Source organism: Polaromonas sp. P1_F4 (assembly GCF_056405675.1).
In genome coordinates this window covers 129,527-147,984 of the sequence record NZ_JBFUBP010000008.1, presented here as the reverse complement: position 1 = coordinate 147,984, position 18,458 = coordinate 129,527, and the positions used below count along the sequence as shown (strand labels likewise).

Sequence of the window (18,458 nt, the reverse complement as noted above, 5' to 3'; positions counted from 1 at the left end):
GTTCACTCGGCATGTCTCATGTCAGACAACATACAGGTAACAAACAGTACGAAGATTAACTATGTTGCGATTTTTCTAATACTAAATTTACTACTTTGTTAGTCTGAAGTGACAGAAGTGGAACTTTTTAACAACCCTATTAGTTGTATATGTTTCTTTGTGTAATTTTTCGTTGTGCCGATGCAAACCAAGTGGACATTTTTGGCAGCAGGCGGAAATACCCGAAGAAACCGCTGTTGAGCCAGGCATGACTGCGGCTTTTGTGAACGGAATCCCTCACAACGGACAGAGGGCGGCATCTACGGCCCATGCAGCTCCCGCAAGCGGGAATGGCCAATCACACCCGTGCGACACGCGCCGTACATGCACCGGCTGTCGAACGCAGACAGGTTGCCTGCGGCAGGGCTGCGCCTTTGAGGTTCGTCAGCCCTGATGCTTTTTTCCTTTTGGATGGGGGCCGCCAGACCCTGGAACGGCCACTAAATCCGGACTTCTGGAGTCCGACCTTCACACAGCGCAGGTCAACCTTCTCGCTGAGCTTTCAAGGGATTTTTTTTGCGCGCTGACGTTGGGGCCGGCGCGTCTTCCACCAGCGCGCAAGGTGCACCCTCAAGTCCTGATGCGGGTGGGTGATGCGCCGGATCGCGCCGGCATAATCCAGCGCCAACCCGGGTGTCCATGCGATCGATTCGGCACGCACCCGAACGCTTCCGGCCAGCCACATGTCGGGGTGAAAGGCCAGGCGCAGCAGGGTTCGCCAGAAAGGTTTGTCGGCAAATACACCTTCCATCGCGGCGTCGATAGCCTCGGTCACGACCACCGAGCAGTTGCGATGCGTCAGGTTATAGGTGTCGTCCTGACGGTACGCTTCCCAGAACGACTGCAGGTGGCTGCGGTTAAACAGGCGAAAGCGGATGCGAAAGGTTGAAGGGCGCGTCGCACCGGCTTCCTGCTCATAAGAAGGAAGCCACATCCCCGGATGGTCGTTGCTTTGTGTGGCGCGCACCTGGTCGACAAGATTGCGCTGCGTGATGGTCAGGCGCACACGTGGATGGTGGCTGATATACAGCTGAGGCCCGCACTCCAGCGCAACATGGCCGGTAGTCACGCTGCCTTTGCGGGAGAGGGCCGCGATGTACCGGTCTACCAGCGGAAGCCGGATGCGCTCTTCGCTTTGATCCACGGCGGTCCAGATGTGAACCACCATCTGTTCGCCGAGCGTGCTGGCACCCGAGGGCGAGACGGACGGCGGTGTACTGGTGCCCATCTCCCTTTTTCTTTTATAGAGCTCAATGGCTGCAAGCCGCGATCCCGGCGGCAAGCGTTGCAGGCGCCAGGCGCCGCGCATCACAACGTAGCCGCCCGCCATCAGTGCAAGGCCGGTGCAAAAAGACACGTTCATCGCGGAAGGCAGGGGCCAGTCGGTCACCAGCAATATCGCCATGACCAGATAACCCCAACCGATGATGTTGGAGATGCGCCAGTTCGGATACCGGATCAAAAGACTTGACGCAATGCGGACCAGTCCATTGAAGGTAAATGCGGCGGCGAAAAGAACGCCTGCAGCAATCGAATTGTCCCAGGGGAAATCCAGCAGCAGACAGGCAAACACCACCATGGCCGCGCCGCGCAACATTTCAAAGCGCCGCCGCGCACGCGTGTGTGTGGTGCCTATCACCAGTTCCGCCAGGCCTTGCAACAGCAACACGGCGCCGAACACCCAGCCCGCCATGTCGGTCACACCGTCAACCAGGTCTATCAGCACCACGACACCCAGCAACACCGCGAGCAGGCCCGCCACCAGAAAGATCTTCCAGCGCTTCACGAGCGCATCGCCGCCAAAAAGGGTTAGTGCAAGTCTGAACATGTTGGTACGGTGGCCGCCGGGGCAGTGCCACGCGTCAGGGGAGCGCGTAGCTCGCAGCGACCAAGCTTCACTTCAAAGAGGGGAAATCAACCACGTAGCCATTCATGGGCAGGGTGGCGCGCTGAATGGCCTGCTGCTGCGGCAACGCCGTCCACACCACTTTGCCCTGATCGGTCACGTCCGTAGCAACACCCCTGGCCGTAAACGCGTCGATCACGTAGGGCACCCCTTGCGATGACAAGGGGCCGATGCCGTCCGACACATGGAAATGCAGGTGCGGTGCCGTGGTGTTGCCGGAGTTGCCCAGCAGCGCCAGCACCTGGCCGCGCTTGACGCGGTCGCCGACACTCACCTTCAGCGAGCCCGGCTGCAGATGTGCATAAAACGCGTAGTAGCCACGTCCCAGGTCCAGGATCACATGGTTGCCCGTCACGTTTTGCATCGTCGTGTCGGGCGGCAAGGCGTTGGGCACCCGCTCAGGCAGCCCGTCGAGCACGGAAACCACTTTGGCATCCGCCACGGCAATCGCTTTTTGCCCATAGGTCGGCCAGTTTTCGTTCTTGTTGCTGTCGCCGTTGCTTTGCTGAGAGTTCGCGTCAATCTTGATCCAGTCGATTGCAAACCGCTGGCTGACGTAGAGAACGCCGTTCACCGGGATGCCGGCACGCCGGTGCGGGGCCTCCCTGCAGCAGCCGTTGAATGCAACCCAGCCGGTCCCCTCAAGCGGCGGGCCGATCAGCGGAGCCGGCCGGGTGCTGACGGAAACATTGCCACCGGTCTGCGTGGTCTGAACGCTGCTCTCACCGGCAGTTTTGACGGCTGCCGTGAGTTTGATTTCGGGCCCGGCGGTGACCACGCGGTGCGACAGGACTTTCGGAATGGCCTGGCCGGCCTCCAGCACCACGTCAATCCAGAATAAACCGGCCTGTGCTGCGCCGATGCTGTCACCACCCGCGCCGTCCAGCAACGAAAAAGTGCCGGCAACATCCGCCCCGGCGACGGTGGTCAGCACCTTGCCGGAAGCAGCATCCAATACCTCCAGCGATACCAGCTTGACCGGCACGGCCCGCGCATTGGTAACCTGCAGCTCGTAGTCGATGTGCACACGCCCATCAGCGCCGCGAAAAGGCACGGGGCGCGAGGCGGCGCTCAGCAGTACGGGCGTGTTCTGGTCGTGCGCACCGGCAAATTCCAGATTGTTCAATCCGGGTTTGGGTCCTGCCGCAAAGGCGTGCAGACTTCCGGCAAGTACCAGCACTGCCACGAAAAAACGACGCATGCGATCCTCCTTGTGATGGCGGGGCCATCATAGCGCCAAGCATCGCACCGTCGAAGCATAAAAGGGAACGGGCCGCGCGGAAGGATCCCTTCGCGCGGCATAGGGTAAGCCTCACCAAAGCCCACACCAGCAGGCGCGCTGAAGCCTGCGCGCCTTCCGGTCTTTGACTAGATCAGCGGTTGCTGTAGTCGGGAGACTGCTGCTGCGTGACCACAGGGGCCGGTGGCGGCTTGGGACCGTAACTGGCGCCATCCTGGGTCCGCAAGGTCGACCCTTCCACTGTCACGCGGCTGCCAACGCTGGGAGCGCGGGCTACTTCTACCATGCGTTGCGAACCGTCTTCCATGCGCACGCCGACCTGGTAAACCGTTTCCTTGCGAACATGCCCTTCAATGGCGTTGCCGGCGAAACCGCCACCCACCGCGCCCAGGATGGTGGCTGCCGTACGCCCACCGCCATGGCCGACCTGGTTACCCAGCACGGCGCCCAGCACGCCACCCGCCACAGCACCTACGCCAGGACCGGCCGGCTTGGTGGAGCGCTCAACCGGCGTCACCGATTCCACCGCACCGCACACATGGCACACAGGCGCCGGCGCCACGGCGACCGGTGCAGGGTAAGGGGCCGGCGCGGGTGAAATGCCCGCGTAACTCGGGGCGGGTGCCGGTTTTGGTGTCGGCTTGACCACCTTTTTGGCCGGCACGGGGGCGGGCTTGGCGGGCGCGGCAACCGGCTTTTCAGCCATGTCGTCCGCCGCATTGCTGGCCGCGGCCATGGGCGGCGCCACCTGAGGCACGGCTTGCGGTACTGCGAGTGCCACCGGGGTCGCTGTAACCGGGTTGCGCATCTGGTAAATCATGGTGCCGCCCATGGCCAGGACGGCCACTCCCAGTATGCCGACAGCGGCCCACAAGGGCTTGCTGGCTGACGAAGCCTGCTGGCCCGGCTGGAGTGTTTCGGTGGATGTGTTCATGGCAATTCCCTCTGTGAAATCAATCGGTCCCCGCAACGGGGTTCCATCTGTCGTTGTTCAACGTTTCCCATGCCGCAAAGGTAAACACGCTTTGGCAGGCGGCTGTGTATTTATGTAAACGCAGGTTATTTTCCGGCAAAGTCACCGTAAACGCGAATTGCAACGGTGGCCCTGAACCGTTCACGGCCTGCGCCCGGCCATAAACCGGCTTTCAGAGATTGGGCGCCAGCAGGCGCTGCAACGCTTCGGCCTTGAGGCCGCGCCGCTTGGCCAAGTCCTGCAGCTGGTCGTCGCCGATCTTGCCCACATTGAAATAGGTGCTCTCAGGGTTGCTCAGGTAAAAGCCGCTGACGCTGGCGGCCGGCGTCATGGCCAGGCTTTCAGTCAGGGCCATGCCGATTTCTTCGGCTTTGAGCAACTCGAACATCTCTTTCTTGACGCTGTGGTCCGGACAAGCCGGGTAGCCGGGTGCGGGACGTATGCCCTGGTATTTTTCGGCGATCAGCGCCCCGCTGTCCAGGGACTCGGCGGGCGCATAGCCCCACAAATCCTTGCGCACTCTTTGGTGCAGGCATTCGGCAAACGCCTCGGCCAGTCGGTCGGCCAGCGCCTTGAGCATGATGGATGAGTAGTCGTCATGGTCGTCGAGGAAGTACTTTTCCTTTTTCTCGGCACCTATGCCTGCCGTGACGGCAAAAAGACCGATGTAGTCCGGAATTTCTGAGGTATTTTGGCCCGCAGCGCCCGAATATCCGGCGCGAGCAGCTATCAATTCAGTAGCAGGTACCTTGGGTGCAACAAAGTCAGCCAGGCAACGGCTGGGGCGCATCACACCGTCAATCGCGGTTTTCTCGGTCTGCTGGCGCAGGCCGTACCAAGTCATGGCCACTTCGCTGCGCGACTCGTCGGTGTAGATCTCGATGTCGTCGCCCACGCTGTTGGCGGGGTACAGCGCCATCACGCCGTTGGCGGTGAGCCAGCGGCCTTCGATCAGGCGCTTGAGCATGCGCTGCGCATCGGCGTACACGCGCACAGCCTCGGTGCCTACCACCTCGTCTTTGAAAATGGCCGGAAACGCACCCGCCAGATCCCAGGTCTGGAAGAAAGGTCCCCAGTCGATGTACTGGGCCAGCTCCGACAGGTCGAAGTTCTTGAACACGCGACGGCCAATGAACTTGGGCACGGGCGGTGTGTAGTTGGCCCAGTCCATCGACGTGGCATTGGCGCGTGCTTTGGCCAGCGGCCACATCGGCACCTGCTTTTTGTTGGCGTGCTGGGTGCGCACCTTGTCGTAGTCGGTGTAGAGCTCTTCGATGTATTTAGCAGCCTGGTCGGAGAGCAGGCTTTGCGCCACGCTCACGCTTCGGGACGCATCAGGCACATACACCACCGGGCCTTCGTAATGCGGGGAGATCTTGACGGCCGTGTGCACGCGGCTGGTGGTGGCGCCGCCAATAAGCAGCGGGATCTTTTTGATGCGGAAATGGTCGTCCTTCTGCATCTCGGCCGCCACATATTGCATTTCTTCCAGGCTGGGCGTGATGAGGCCCGACAGGCCGACGATGTCGGCGCCCTCGACCTTGGCGCGCGCGAGGATCTCATGGCAGGGCACCATCACGCCCATGTTGACGACCTCGAAGTTGTTGCACTGCAAGACCACCGTCACGATGTTCTTGCCAATGTCGTGCACATCACCCTTGACCGTGGCGATGATGATCTTGCCTTTGGTCTTGACGTCACCGCCGGCGGCTTCGAGCAGCAGCTTTTCGGCTTCGATGTAGGGCAGCAAATGCGCCACGGCCTGCTTCATCACACGGGCGCTTTTGACGACCTGGGGTAAAAACATCTTGCCCTGACCGAACAGGTCACCGACGATGTTCATGCCGTCCATCAACGGTCCTTCAATCACATGCAGCGGCCGGCCGCCCTCTGCAAGGATCTCCTGGTAGACCTCTTCGGTGTCGGTCACGATGTGCTCGTTCATGCCGTGGACCAGCGCGTGCGACAGGCGCTGGCGCACCGGCAGGGCACGCCACTCGTTTTTCTTGCTGTCGTCCTTGGCGCCGCTTTTGGCGGTTTCCGCCACTTCGATCAGGCGTTCACTGGGAGTGAGTTCGGGCTCGCCTGGCTTATAGACCGGTGTGCGGTTGAGCACCACGTCTTCGACGCGCTCGCGCAGCACCGGATCGAGGTCGTCATACACGCCGACCATGCCGGCGTTAACGATGCCCATGTCCATGCCGGCCTGGATCGCGTGGTACAGGAACACGGTGTGGATGGCTTCACGCACCGGGTCGTTGCCGCGAAAGCTGAAGGACACGTTGGACACGCCGCCAGAAACCTTGGCGCCCGGGAGGTTCTGCTTGATCCAGCGCGTGGCGTTGATGAAATCGACCGCGTAGTTGTTGTGCTCTTCGATGCCGGTGGCGATCGCAAAAATGTTCGGATCGAAGATGATGTCTTCGGGCGGAAAGTCCAGCTCATCGACCAGCACGCGGTAGGCGCGCTCGCAGATTTCGACTTTGCGCTCATAGGTGTCGGCCTGGCCTTTTTCATCAAAAGCCATCACCACCGCCGCCGCGCCATAGCGCTTGAGCAGTTTGGCCTGCTGCCTGAAGGGCTCCAGGCCCTCTTTCATCGAGATCGAGTTGACGATGCCCTTGCCCTGGATGCAGCGCAGGCCGGCTTCGATGACGCTCCACTTGGAGCTGTCGATCATGATGGGCACGCGGGCGATGTCGGGCTCGCTGGCGATCAGGTTCAGGAAGCGCACCATGGCGGCCTGGCTGTCCAGCATGGCCTCGTCCATGTTGATATCGATGATCTGGGCGCCGTTTTCGACCTGCTGACGGGCCACGGCCAGCGCCTGCTCGTATTCACCGTTGAGGATCATGCGGGCGAAGGCCTTGGAGCCGGTGACGTTGGTGCGCTCGCCAATATTGACAAACAGCGTGCCCGCACCGATGGCGACCGGCTCCAGGCCGGACAGCTTCATGGGGGGAACATTGGGTAAAGATTCAGTTTCAGACACGGACTCACCTTGAGGCAAAGGTGAGCGTCGTTGCCGCAGGGGCCGCCGGAAGCCGCCGCCTGTAACCCAAGCCTGACGAACGCTTGTGTTCGCTGCAACGCTCCTTGGGTTACCATCATTTTAAGGGCTGAACGCCGCCCGCGCCATATCCTTGCGCCAATGGCAAGAGATACCAACAAAAGTCCAGGGGATAGCCGGAGCCACCATGTTTGAAAACCTGTTCGGCAGAAAACAGAAGGGAACGCCCGATGCGCCCGAGTCCATGCGTCCCAAAGACCGCATGCGGGCCATTGAGGGCTCCAGCACGGCCGAGCTTGCCGCCAGGCTGCTGATTGCACCAACCGCCCTGATGCAGCTCACGCCCGAAGAGGCTTTCACTGTCGTCAGCTACATGACGCCGCGCAGGATTTCCGAGGGAACGACCTTCATCCGCGAAGGCGACAAGAGCGATACCGGTTATATGGTGCTGCTGCTCGAAGGCGAAGTCACCGTCGAAAGCATTGTGGTCAGCCGCCGCACGCCGGTCACCATCACGGTGCTGGGCCCCGGCAGCCTGATCGGCGAAATGGGCCTGGTCGACGGCCAGGCGCGGCTGGCATCATGCACTGCCAGCAGCGACGTGAGCTGCGCCGTGCTGTCGCGCGCAGCGCTTGAAAAAATGGGGGAAGAGCAACCGGTGACTGCGGCCAAACTGATGTTTGCCGTTTCGCTGCGCATCGCCGAACGGCTGCGCGACACCAGCGAAAAACTCAAGATGTACAGCCAGCTGGTACAAGCCATGCAGCAGGAAATCGACCGGCTGATGCCGGGCTGATTTCCGTCTGGCAGAAAAGCGGGGATGGCGGCAGGCTGGCCGCCCTTTCGATTTAGTCGAGCTTGATTTTGGCGACCTTGATCAGGCGTCCATAGTCGGCGTGCTCTTTCATCACCATGTAGGCAAAGTCGGCAGAGCTCATGGGGCTGGGGGTAGCGCTCATGCGTGCAAACTTTTCCGCGGTATCGGGCGTGTTGAGCGCGTCGGCGAATGCCCGCTGAAGCTGGTCTGCCGTGGCTTTGGGAAGGTTGGCCGGGCCAAAGATGCCGAACCAGGTGCTGATGTGAAAGCCGGGCAACACGTCATTGATGGTCGGAATTTCCGTGAAGCTGCTGGAGCGGTTGATGGTGGTCACGCCAAAAGCGACCAGCTTGCCCGACTTGATGTTGGCGCTGGCAGAGGCCAGGTTGTCGAACATCAGGTCGGTCTGGCCGGACAGCAGGCCAGCCTGCGCCTGGGCCGAGCCGCTGGAAGGCAGGTGCACCACGCTGATCTTGGCCAGGCTTTTAAACAGCTCGCCCGCGAGGTGGCCGGCGCTTCCATTGCCGCCGGAGGCATAGTTCAGCCGGCCGGGATTCTTGCGTGCGTAGGCAATCAGGTCCTTGGTGTCCTTGATTTTCAGCCGCCTGGCCGTTTCGGCATTCATGACCAGCACGTTCGGCACCCGCGCCACCAACGTGATGGGCGTGAAGTCCTTCAATGCGTCGTAGGGCATGTTCGGGTAGAGCCACGGGTTGATGGCATGGGTGGCCACCGCCCCCATCACCAGCGTATGGCCGTCTGCAGGCGCCTTGGCGACGAGGGCCGCACCCACGTTTCCGCCGGACCCCGGCCGGTTGTCAACCGTGACTTCGGTTTTGAGCAGGGGACGCAGCTTCTCGGCCAGGATGCGCGCAGCGTTGTCCAGCGGGCCGCCGGCTGGATAGGGCACGACGATCGTCACCGGTTTTTGGGGCGACAGTTGCGCATGGCCTGCGAAAGCCGTCATCGCCAATATGAATGCCGCTGCGGCCTTGATGAATAAACCCACCTTCATGATTTCCTTGGTTGTGTTGTGTTGCGTTGTTTTGCCGAACCATCAACGCTGCAAGGCGCAGCGCCGGAGAATGAAAACAGGGTTCGGCAAAGGGGCCTGACTATAGCCGCGAAATATGACTTTTCGGGATATGACCGGACACGCCATCTCGTATGCATACTTATTAATTACACGTACGTTGGGGTCGGGAAAGCGGCTTTTTTCAGCCACCCGACCGGCATCACCCGGAAATGATGCGGGGCAGCGCTGCCCTCAGGCGGCCTCTTTGTAGAAGGCGCCGCGCTGCAAGGAGCGGCTGGCAACCGGCGCAACCGCGTGGGCGATGGCACCTATGTGATCCGGCGTGGTGCCGCAGCAACCGCCCACGATGTTGACAAGGCCTTCTTCGGCAAACTCGCGCAGCAGGCGAGACGTCACGTCGGGCGTTTCGTCAAAGCCGGTATCGCTCATGGGGTTGGGCAGGCCGGCATTGGGGTAGCAGCTGATGAAGGTATCGCCCGCCACGCGAGCCAACTCCTGGATGTAAGGGCGCATCAGGGTGGCGCCCAGTGCGCAGTTGAGGCCGACCGCCAGTGGTGCGGCATGGCGCACGCTGTGCCAGAAGGCCGTCACGGTCTGCCCGCTCAGGATGCGGCCCGAAGCGTCGGTCACGGTGCCGCTGATGATCAGGGGCAGGCGCTCGCCGGAGTTGTCAAAGTACTCATCTATGGCAAACAGCGCGGCCTTGGCGTTGAGCGTGTCGAAGATGGTTTCGACCAGCAGCACGTCGCTGCCGCCCTTGACCAGTGCCTCCGTCTGTTCGTAATAGGCCTTGCGCAACTCCTCGAAACTGGTGTTGCGCGCGCCCGGGTCGTTCACGTCGGGGCTGATGCTGGCCGTCTTTGGCGTAGGTCCAAGGGCGCCGACGACAAAACGCGGCTTGTCGGGCGTTGAAAACTTGTCGCAAGCGGCACGGGCGATGCGGGCCGACTCGTAATTCATCTCGACGGCCAGGCCGGCCATGTCGTAGTCGGCCTGCGCCACGGTCGTCGCGCCGAAGGTATTGGTTTCAATCATGTCGGCGCCCGCAGCCAGGTAGCCCTCATGGATGTCCTGGATCACGTCGGGGCGTGTCAGGCTCAACAACTCGTTGTTGCCCTTCACGTCTTTGTGGAAGTCCTTGAAGCGTTCGCCGCGATACTGGGCCTCGTTGAGCTTGAAGCGCTGGATCATGGTGCCCATCGCACCGTCAAGAATGGCGATGCGTTGTTCCAGGATGGCCGGCAGTTGCTGCCCGCGGGTGTAGATGATTGGCTTCATGCCCCGATTTTAAGGCGCTGCGTCATTTCCAGCGGACCCGCAGATAGCGCCCCTGTTTTCAGCCGGGCATTCTGCGTCGGATAAGGCTCCAAGCCAGCATAAGCCGTGGAACCGGCTTTGCCGGGCCACAGGCGGGCGGCCCCCGAGGGGCTGGAGCCCGCGTCTCCAAGCCTGCCTGCGCAGGCTTGGACGGGCGACAGAGGCGAAGCGTCTCGCGAGACGCGGCCTGCAAGGCCTCGGGAGCTACACGAAGTGAGCGACCGTGGGGGCTTAGACTATCAGCCCCGACTATGAAAAACTTTCAACCCAAAGAAGCCTGGACCTGGCTGCAGGCACACCCTGACGCGCTGTTTGTGGACGTGCGCATGGAGATCGAGTCGCTGTACGTCGGCCGCCCGCCGGGCGTGGTCAACGTGCCGTGGTACGAATACCCCGACCTGCAGCCGGACCCGCAAAAGTTCGCCGATGCCGTGGCACGTGAAGCCGCCGGCAAGGCGCAGCCGGTGCTGCTGATCTGCCGCTCCGGCAAGCGCACGCTGGACGCCGGCAAGGCCCTGGAAGCAGCCGGCTTTTCTGATGTGCAGCATGTGGTGCACGGCTTTGAAGGCGAGCTGGACGAACAGTTTCAGCGCTCCACACTTTCCGGCTGGCGGTTTGACGGCTTGCCCTGGGAGCAGATGTAGCCGGTGCACACGATTATTTATGCATCAAACAGGCCTCCGGCCCATATGTGACGAGCGCAAGCAGCTACCTTTTTCATAGCATCCATTTTTTCACCGCCCCCGACTTTCTGGCCTAAAACCTTGTCTTCACTGCCCATTTCCCCGCCCCCGCCGACGTCCCTGGACGTGCTTGGCCGGGTTTTTGGCTATGACAGCTTCCGCGGGCCGCAGGAAGCCATCGTGGACCACGTGGTGCGCGGCGGGGATGCTCTGGTGCTGATGCCCACCGGCGGAGGCAAGTCGCTGTGCTACCAGATTCCGGCCATCGTGCGGCAAAACGCCGGCCACGGGGTCACGGTGGTGATCTCGCCGCTGATTGCGCTGATGCATGACCAGGTGGGCGCCCTGCATGAGGCCGGGGTGTCCGCTGCATTTTTAAATTCGACGCAAAGCTTTGAGGAAAGCAGCCAGCTTGAAAAGCAGCTGCTGCGCAACGAGCTGACGCTGCTTTACGCGGCACCCGAGCGCATCAACACACCGCGCATGAAAGGCCTGCTCGGCTCACTGCATGAACGCGGCCTGCTCAGCCTGTTTGCGATTGACGAAGCGCACTGCGTGAGCCAGTGGGGCCACGACTTCCGGCCCGAATACCGGTCCTTGAGCCTGCTGCACGAAACCTTCCCGAACGTGCCGCGTATCGCGCTGACGGCGACCGCGGATGCACTGACACGGCAGGACATGATCGAGCGGCTCAAGCTCGAAGATGCCCGCGCGTTTGTCAGCAGCTTTGACCGGCCGAACATCCGCTACACCATCGTCGAAAAAACCGATGCCACGCGCCAGCTGCTGCGCTTCATTGAAAGCGAACACGCCGGAGAAGCCGGCATTGTGTATTGCCAGTCGCGCAAACGCGTGGAGGAAATTGCCGAAGCCCTGCAGGACGCCGGCCTCAAGGCCATGGCCTACCACGCCGGCCTGGACAGTGCCCTGCGCCAGCAGCGGCAAGACCGCTTCCTGCGCGAGGAAGGCACGGTGATGGTCGCGACGATTGCTTTCGGCATGGGCATCGACAAACCCGACGTGCGTTTTGTCGCGCACCTGGACATGCCAAAAAACATCGAAGGCTATTACCAGGAAACAGGCCGTGCCGGCCGCGACGGCCTGCCGGCCAATGCCTGGATGACGTACGGCCTGCAGGACGTGGTGAACCAGCGCCGCATGATAGACACCAGCGAGGCCGCCAGCGAAGAGTTCAAGCAGGTCATGCGCGGCAAGCTCGACGCCCTGCTGACGCTGGCTGAAGACACGCGCTGCCGCCGGGTCAGCCTGCTGGGCTATTTCGGCGAAGACAGCCAGCCCTGCGGTAACTGTGACAACTGCCTGAACCCACCAGCCGTGTGGGACGCGACCGAGGCCGCACGCAAGATGCTCAGCTGCATTTACCGCGTGCAGCAGGCCAGCGGTATCAGTTTCGGCGCCGGCCACCTGATGGACATCCTGCGCGGCAAAGCCACTGAAAAAGTACTGCAGCACGGCCATGACAAGCTCAGCACCTTCGGCATCGGCGCCGACCTGGCCGAAGTGCAATGGCGCGGCGTGTTGCGCCAGCTGATCGCCAAGGGCATGGTGCGGGTCGACCCCGACGCATTCAACACACTGCAGCTGCTACCCGATGCGCGCCAGGTGCTCAAGGGCGAGGTCAGCGTGATGCTGCGCGAGCAGTCAGCCGGCACCGGTGAACGGCGCAAAGGCAGTTCCAAAAAAAGCACCAAGACCTCCGCCAAAGGCATGGCCGAAGCCTCGCTCAACGCCGGTGCGCTGGAGCGTCTGGCCCGCCTGAAAGCCTGGCGCGCCGAAGTCGCCCGCGAACACAACCTGCCGGCCTTCGTGATTTTTCATGATGCAACCTTGCGAGCCATTGCAGAACGTGCGCCGCAGGGCATTGCCGACCTCGAAGGCATCAGTGGTATCGGCGTCAAAAAACTTGAAGCCTACGGGGCCGAAGTGCTGCGCGTCTGCGCCGGGGCGGATTAGGCCCTCGCAAGCCGATGGCCGATTCCCGTGCGGTGCCGGCCGCCCGGCCGCTTAAGTTGCGCCAGACGTATCGCGGATTTCGACGCTGTCTATGGCGGCCCGCGCAGGGCGCTGCGGTGTCAACAGCCCGCGTACCAGGCCGGCAGCGTTAAAACACCACGACACGACCGAAAACACGGCTTTGGTGGCGCTGCGTTTTCGCCACGCCATTAACAGGACGGGTGCCGCTGCAATGCAGGAAAAGGCCCCGATGCGCGCTGTCCACGGCATGGGAACCACCAGAACGGCAAGCAAAACAGCCCACCACATCAGTACGGCAACATACAGGCGCAATTCGCGCACCCGCGTTAGCACCAGCCCCAGGTGCGATTCGCCCCAGGCCGCGCGCAGCACTTCGCCCAGGCCGCAGATGTAGCGGCTGCGCCAGCGGCGCACCAGCAACTGATAGGGAGGCGCATCGTGGCCATGGTGCCGCACGGAATCGGTGCCCAGGCGCCACAGTTTCCAGCCTCTGGCATGCAGGCGCATCGCCAGGTCAAACTCTTCGTAGCTGTGCAGGTTTCGGTCTGAAAAATACCCGGCCTGCTCCACCGCGGCCCTGCGGTACAGGCCGCCCATGTCCAGCCGGTCCACCATGCCCGCCTGCATATGGCCCAAACCCCGCTCCACGCGCGCCACGTATTCCAGGCTGCTGGTATTCATTTCAACGACTTGCCCTCCCACGCCGGCCACGTCGGGGTGCGCCTGCATGAAGGCCAGCGCCTGCGGCAAAAACGCGGGCAGCATTTCCATGTCGCCGTCCAGGATGTACACAAATTCGCCCGCCGAATGCTGGTACCCCAGCTGGGGGCCGATGCCGCAGCAGCGTTCATCGGCACGCGCCAGCTGCACGATTCGGATGGGATAGGCAGACGCCAGTGCCACGGTGCGGTCGCTGGAGCAGGAATCGGCCAGCACCACCTCGCCACCGACCATCCGGACGGCCGCCAGTGCACTTTCCACCGCGGCCACGATGCGCTTTTCTTCATTCAGGGCCTTGATGACGATGCTGACCGTGCAAGGCGTTTCGCTGGCTTCAGGAAGCATCGTCACGGCTCCTCAAAATAATGCGGGCCGGCACACCCACGGCAAGGGCTCCGGCGGGGACGTCGGTGATCACCACGGCATTGGCGCCAATGTCGACGTCGTCCCCGATCCGTACAGCCCCCAGGATCTTCGCGCCGGCGCCGATATTGACGCGGTTGCCGATGTGCGGCGCCTCGAGCGGCCTGTCGATACGCTGGTTGCCGATGGTGACGCCCTGGCGGATGATGCAGTCGTCCCCGATCACGGCCCGGCCATGCACCACAATCGCACCGGAATGCTCAATCACCAGGCGCCGCCCAATTTGGGCCGAGACGCCAATCGTGACGCCGCAAAACATTTCAGCCAGTTTGGCCAGCACCAAGTGCACGGCACCCAGCGGATAACGCACCAACCTGGACTGAAACCGGTAGCGCAGGTGCCCCAACCGGTATACCTGCAGCGCCCAGAAGCCCAGGGACAAGGCGCCTTCCTGCGCCACACGCAAGTCTTCAAGAAAAGCCATTGTTATTGAGCTTTCGTAACATGCATCAAGACGTGAAGCCCCTCGCCCGGCCGCAGGCTCCAACGGGGGCCGCTCGGGTTTGGGGGATGAGGTCCGCGGCAAGTCCATCAGAACCCGACAAAAGCCGGGGCAGAAAATTCAGCCCTTGCGGAAATGCGGCGCAAGATTCGTACCAATGGAATCACCCGGAACTTGCCTGGCTGCGGTACCACCGGCGCAAGCAAGCTGTCAGAAGGCCATTGTGCCGGGGATGATTGGGGTTCCCTGTCAGCCGTATTCCCGCATAAGGTTATGCATCTTTCGCCGTGGTTTGTCTTGGCCTCGTAAGGGCTTGCCCTGAGAGGTGCCCGCCATAGTTGGGCTAGCATCCGCCATTGGCATGGTTTGTGCTGATGTCGACCTACTTATTGACTGGAGAATCCCCGTGATCAAACTCGTAAAGAAACATGGACTTGTCGCCCTTGCAGCGGCTGGCCTCACTGTTGCGGCCATGGCACCTGCCCATGCCGGCAAGACACTGGACGCCATCAAGGCACGGGGTCAGGTCATCTGCGGCGTGAACGTCGGGCTGGCGGGGTTTTCCTCTGCCGACAGCAACGGCGCCTGGACCGGGCTCGACGTGGACGTCTGCAAAGCCGTCGCCGCCAGCGTGCTGGGCGACGCCAGCAAGATCAAGTGGGTTCCCCTGAACGCCCAGCAGCGCTTTACCGCCCTGCAGTCCGGTGAAGTTGACGTCCTGTCGCGCAACACCACGTTCTCGCTGACGCGAGATGCTTCGCTCGGTCTGCACATGACCGCCGTCACCTACTACGACGGCCAGGGCTTCATGGTCCCTGTGAAAAGCAAGATCAAAAGCGCCAAGCAGCTGAAAAACGCCACCGTCTGCGTGCAGTCCGGAACCACCACGGAAAAAAACCTGACGGACTTCTCCAAGGCCAACAACCTCAACATGAAACCCGTCGTGTTTGAAAAGCAGGAAGCCGTCAACGCCGCCTACTTCTCCGGCCGTTGCCAGGCCTACACCACGGACGCATCCGGCCTGGCCTCGGTGCGCAACAAGGAGGCCAAAGTACCGGCCGACCACCTGATCCTGCCGGAGCTGATCTCCAAGGAGCCACTGGGCCCCATGGTGCGCCGCGGTGACGACGAATGGTTCGCCATTGTCAAATGGGTGATCTACGGCATGATCGAAGCGGAAGAATATGGCGTGACCCAGGCCAATGTCGATGCCATGACCAAGGAAAGCAAGGACCCGGTGGTCATGCGCCTGACCGGTAGCGGCGAGGACACCGGCAAGCTGCTGGGCCTGGACAAGGAATGGCTGGTTCGCGCTGTCAAGGCCGTCGGCAACTATGGCGAAATCTTCGAGCGCAACGTCGGCCCCAAAACGCCCCTGGCACTGCCACGCGGCCAAAACAACCAATGGAACAAGGGCGGCCAGATGTACGCCATGCCGGTGCGCTGAACGACTCCTTCCGATGCGCTGAACGCAACGGGCCGCTCGCAACCATCCGTTGACGAGCGGCCCGTTTTACTTGGGTAACCGCCTTATGTCCGAGCATTCCCTGATTCCCGCGCGGCCGGCGCCGGCGCTGCGGCGCAGAGTTTTTTCCTGGCGCAGCAAGCAGGCGCGCGCCGTTGTCTACCAGATCCTGGCCGTCAGCCTGATCGTCTTCCTCGTGTGGCTGCTCGTGAGCAACACCATGAGCAACATGAAGACGCGCGGCATCCAGAGCGGCTTTGATTTTCTGTTTCAGCCCGCCGGCTTTGACATCGGGGAAGGCTGGCTGAATTACGACTCGATCGACCCCTACTGGAAAGCCTTTCTCGTGGGGCTGGTGAACACGCTGCGCGTGGCCGTGGTGGGCATTGTGCTCACGTCCGTGCTGGGAACCCTGCTGGGCGTGGGGCGCTTTTCGCGAAACGCCCTGATCCGCGGCCTGTGCTACGGCTATATCGAGATGTTCCGCAATATCCCGGTGCTGCTGCAGTTGCTGATGTGGTACCTGCTGTTCACGGAATACCTGCCGGCCATTGACCAGGCCCTGCATATCGGCAGCCTGGTGTATATCAGCAAGAACGGCCTGTCTTACCCCTTTCCGGTGTGGCATCTCGGGCAGACGCTGGCCCTCGTCGGCATGGCGGCCGGTGGTGTGGCGGGGTTTGTTTACGCGCGCCGGGCACGCCGCCACTTTGACCAGACCGGCCATGCGCGTCCCGTGTTGTGGGTGGTGCTGGGGCTGGTCGCGGCCGGTGCGCTCCTGGGCTGGCTGGCCGGTGGTGCGCCTTCCGAATGGAACCTGCCGAAACTGACGGAAACCCAGGTGGAGGGCGGTGGCGCGCTGTCGCCTGAATACCTGGCGGTGCTGCTCGGGCTGGTGCTTTACACCTCGGCCTTTGTGGCGGAGGTGGTCCGCGCCGGCATTGCCTCGGTCTCACTGGGCCAGCACGAGGCCAGCGCATCGCTGGGGCTCTCGCGCGGCCACTCCATGCGCCTGGTGGTGTTGCCTCAGGCACTGAGGGTCATCATCCCGCCGCTGACCAACCAGTACCTGAATCTCACCAAAAATTCGTCGCTGGCCGTTGCCGTGGGCTACCCCGACCTTGTGTCGATTGCCAACACCTCGCTCAACCAGACCGGCCGCGCCGTCGAGTGCATTGCCATCATCATGCTGATCTACCTCACCACATCGCTGGCCACCTCGGCGCTGATGAACTGGTTCAACAGCCGGGCCGCCATCAAGGAGCGCTGACATGAACCAGACCTTTGTTCCCGTCGCGCCCCGCCCGGCCCCCATCAAGATGGAGGGCCCGGGCCCCTGGCTGCGCAACAACCTGTTTTCCAGCGTCGGCAATGCGCTGGTGTCGGTCGGGGTCATCGCCCTGTTGCTGTGGGCCGCATCGTCGGCCCTTCGCTGGGCGGTGTTCAACGCCGTCACCGCCGCCGACGCGGATGCCTGCCAGGCCGCACGCGGCATAGGCGCATGCTGGGGCGTGATCAACGAAAAAGCCCGCATCATCCTGTTGGGCCGCTACCCCCTGACGGAGCACTGGCGGCCGGAGCTGGCAACCTTTTTGCTGCTGGGCCTGGTGGTCGCAAGCTGCAGCCGCTGGTTCTGGAAACCCTGGCTGGGATTGATCTGGGTCGTGGTCCTGACGGCGTTCTTCACGCTCATGAGCGGCGGCATGTTCGGGCTATCCAAAGTGTCCACCGACCAGTGGGGCGGCCTGCCGCTGACCGTGATGCTGACGGTGATCTCCATGACGATTGCCTTCCCGATTGCGGTGGCGGTAGCGCTGGGGCGGCGCTCCAACATGCCCGCCATCAAGACCCTGTGCGTCATTTACGTCGAGCTGATTCGTGGCGTACCGCTGATCTCCGTGCTGTTCATGGCCAGCTTCATGTTTCCGCTGTTCATGCCCATCGGCAAATCGCCCGACGTGCTGATCCGGGTGATCGTCGGCATCACGCTGTTTGCCGCGGCCTATATGGCGGAGATTGTCCGGGGTGGTTTGCAGTCCCTCTCGAAAGGCCAGACCGAAGCAGCCGCCAGCCTGGGCCTGGGCTATTGGCAGACGCAGATCAAGATCGTTTTGCCGCAAGCCCTCGGCGCTGTGGTGCCCAGCATCATGAACAACTTCATTTCGCTGTTCAAGGACACCTCCCTCGTGACCATCGTGTCGCTGTATGAACTCACCGGGGCCCTGTCGCTGGCGGTCGGCTCCGATCCGAACTGGCGGCCGTTCAAGATTGAGGCTTACATCTTTATCGCCGCGATTTACTTTACCTGCTGCTTCGCCATGTCCCGCTACAGCCTCTGGATAGAGCGGCGGCTGGCTGTGGGCAAGGCCCGCTGACAAAAACAAGGACCAAC

At 62.1% G+C, this 18,458-nt stretch carries 14 protein-coding genes and 1 riboswitch; of the genes, 6 read left to right on the top strand and 8 right to left on the bottom strand.

The genetic code is table 11. The features are described from left to right. Positions 1 to 541: 541 nt before the first annotated feature. The 4 genes from AC1DYQ_RS16755 to metH form a co-directional block, all read right to left on the bottom strand. Positions 542 to 1,867 carry an HdeD family acid-resistance protein gene (locus AC1DYQ_RS16755; protein WP_477687717.1) on the bottom strand — a complete coding sequence of 442 codons (1,326 nt, stop codon included), beginning with the start codon at positions 1,865 to 1,867 and terminating at the stop codon, positions 542 to 544. 67 nt (positions 1,868 to 1,934) lie between these two features. Further along, a complete protein-coding gene (locus tag AC1DYQ_RS16750; RefSeq protein ID WP_477687716.1) occupies positions 1,935 to 3,146 on the bottom strand; it encodes a M23 family metallopeptidase in 1,212 nt (403 codons plus the stop codon). Between the two features lie 172 nt (positions 3,147 to 3,318). Beyond that, positions 3,319 to 4,119 carry a glycine zipper 2TM domain-containing protein gene (locus AC1DYQ_RS16745; protein ID WP_477687715.1) on the bottom strand — a complete coding sequence of 267 codons (801 nt, stop codon included), beginning with the start codon at positions 4,117 to 4,119 and terminating at the stop codon, positions 3,319 to 3,321. Between the two features lie 211 nt (positions 4,120 to 4,330). Then, positions 4,331 to 7,150, bottom strand: coding sequence for a methionine synthase (metH, locus tag AC1DYQ_RS16740; RefSeq protein ID WP_477687714.1), 2,820 nt, complete (start codon positions 7,148 to 7,150; stop codon positions 4,331 to 4,333). A gap of 15 nt (positions 7,151 to 7,165) precedes the next feature. After that, positions 7,166 to 7,262, bottom strand: a riboswitch (S-adenosyl-L-homocysteine riboswitch). 93 nt (positions 7,263 to 7,355) lie between these two features. Between metH and AC1DYQ_RS16735 the strand changes: the two genes are divergently transcribed. Beyond that, positions 7,356 to 7,964 carry a Crp/Fnr family transcriptional regulator gene (locus AC1DYQ_RS16735; protein WP_477670305.1) on the top strand — a complete coding sequence of 203 codons (609 nt, stop codon included), beginning with the start codon at positions 7,356 to 7,358 and terminating at the stop codon, positions 7,962 to 7,964. A 52-nt stretch (positions 7,965 to 8,016) separates the two neighbouring features. Here the strand turns inward: AC1DYQ_RS16735 and AC1DYQ_RS16730 are convergent, their stop codons facing one another. Both AC1DYQ_RS16730 and AC1DYQ_RS16725 read right to left on the bottom strand, forming a co-directional pair. Continuing rightward, positions 8,017 to 9,000 carry a Bug family tripartite tricarboxylate transporter substrate binding protein gene (locus AC1DYQ_RS16730; RefSeq protein WP_477687713.1) on the bottom strand — a complete coding sequence of 328 codons (984 nt, stop codon included), beginning with the start codon at positions 8,998 to 9,000 and terminating at the stop codon, positions 8,017 to 8,019. A gap of 252 nt (positions 9,001 to 9,252) precedes the next feature. Further along, positions 9,253 to 10,299 carry a homocysteine S-methyltransferase family protein gene (locus AC1DYQ_RS16725; RefSeq protein WP_477687712.1) on the bottom strand — a complete coding sequence of 349 codons (1,047 nt, stop codon included), beginning with the start codon at positions 10,297 to 10,299 and terminating at the stop codon, positions 9,253 to 9,255. 290 nt (positions 10,300 to 10,589) lie between these two features. Here AC1DYQ_RS16725 and AC1DYQ_RS16720 point away from each other — a divergent pair, with 290 nt between their 5' ends. Beyond that, on the top strand, positions 10,590 to 10,982 hold the full coding sequence (locus AC1DYQ_RS16720) for a rhodanese-like domain-containing protein (protein ID WP_457281761.1): 393 nt from the start codon (positions 10,590 to 10,592) through the stop codon (positions 10,980 to 10,982). Between the two features lie 120 nt (positions 10,983 to 11,102). Then, complete coding sequence (gene recQ / locus AC1DYQ_RS16715) at positions 11,103 to 12,995, top strand: DNA helicase RecQ (protein ID WP_477687711.1); 1,893 nt, start codon at positions 11,103 to 11,105, stop codon at positions 12,993 to 12,995. A 51-nt stretch (positions 12,996 to 13,046) separates the two neighbouring features. Here the strand turns inward: recQ and AC1DYQ_RS16710 are convergent, their stop codons facing one another. Together AC1DYQ_RS16710 and AC1DYQ_RS16705 are read right to left on the bottom strand one after the other, a co-directional pair. Beyond that, complete coding sequence (locus AC1DYQ_RS16710) at positions 13,047 to 14,081, bottom strand: glycosyltransferase family 2 protein (protein WP_477687710.1); 1,035 nt, start codon at positions 14,079 to 14,081, stop codon at positions 13,047 to 13,049. After that, positions 14,071 to 14,583: a serine O-acetyltransferase gene (locus AC1DYQ_RS16705; RefSeq protein WP_477687709.1), complete on the bottom strand. Its 513-nt coding sequence runs from the start codon at positions 14,581 to 14,583 to the stop codon at positions 14,071 to 14,073. Before AC1DYQ_RS16705 ends, AC1DYQ_RS16710 begins: the two co-directional genes overlap by 11 nt. A gap of 490 nt (positions 14,584 to 15,073) precedes the next feature. Between AC1DYQ_RS16705 and AC1DYQ_RS16700 the strand changes: the two genes are divergently transcribed. The 3 genes from AC1DYQ_RS16700 to AC1DYQ_RS16690 all read left to right on the top strand — a co-directional run bounded on the left by AC1DYQ_RS16700 (position 15,074) and on the right by AC1DYQ_RS16690 (position 18,441). Further along, complete coding sequence (locus AC1DYQ_RS16700) at positions 15,074 to 16,048, top strand: amino acid ABC transporter substrate-binding protein (RefSeq protein WP_477687795.1); 975 nt, start codon at positions 15,074 to 15,076, stop codon at positions 16,046 to 16,048. Positions 16,049 to 16,133: 85 nt separating this feature from the next. Beyond that, entirely contained in the window at positions 16,134 to 17,336 is a 1,203-nt protein-coding gene (locus AC1DYQ_RS16695) for an amino acid ABC transporter permease (RefSeq protein WP_477670310.1), read from the top strand. A gap of 1 nt (position 17,337) precedes the next feature. Then, on the top strand, positions 17,338 to 18,441 hold the full coding sequence (locus AC1DYQ_RS16690) for an amino acid ABC transporter permease (protein WP_477687708.1): 1,104 nt from the start codon (positions 17,338 to 17,340) through the stop codon (positions 18,439 to 18,441). The last annotated feature ends 17 nt before the right edge of the window (positions 18,442 to 18,458 follow it).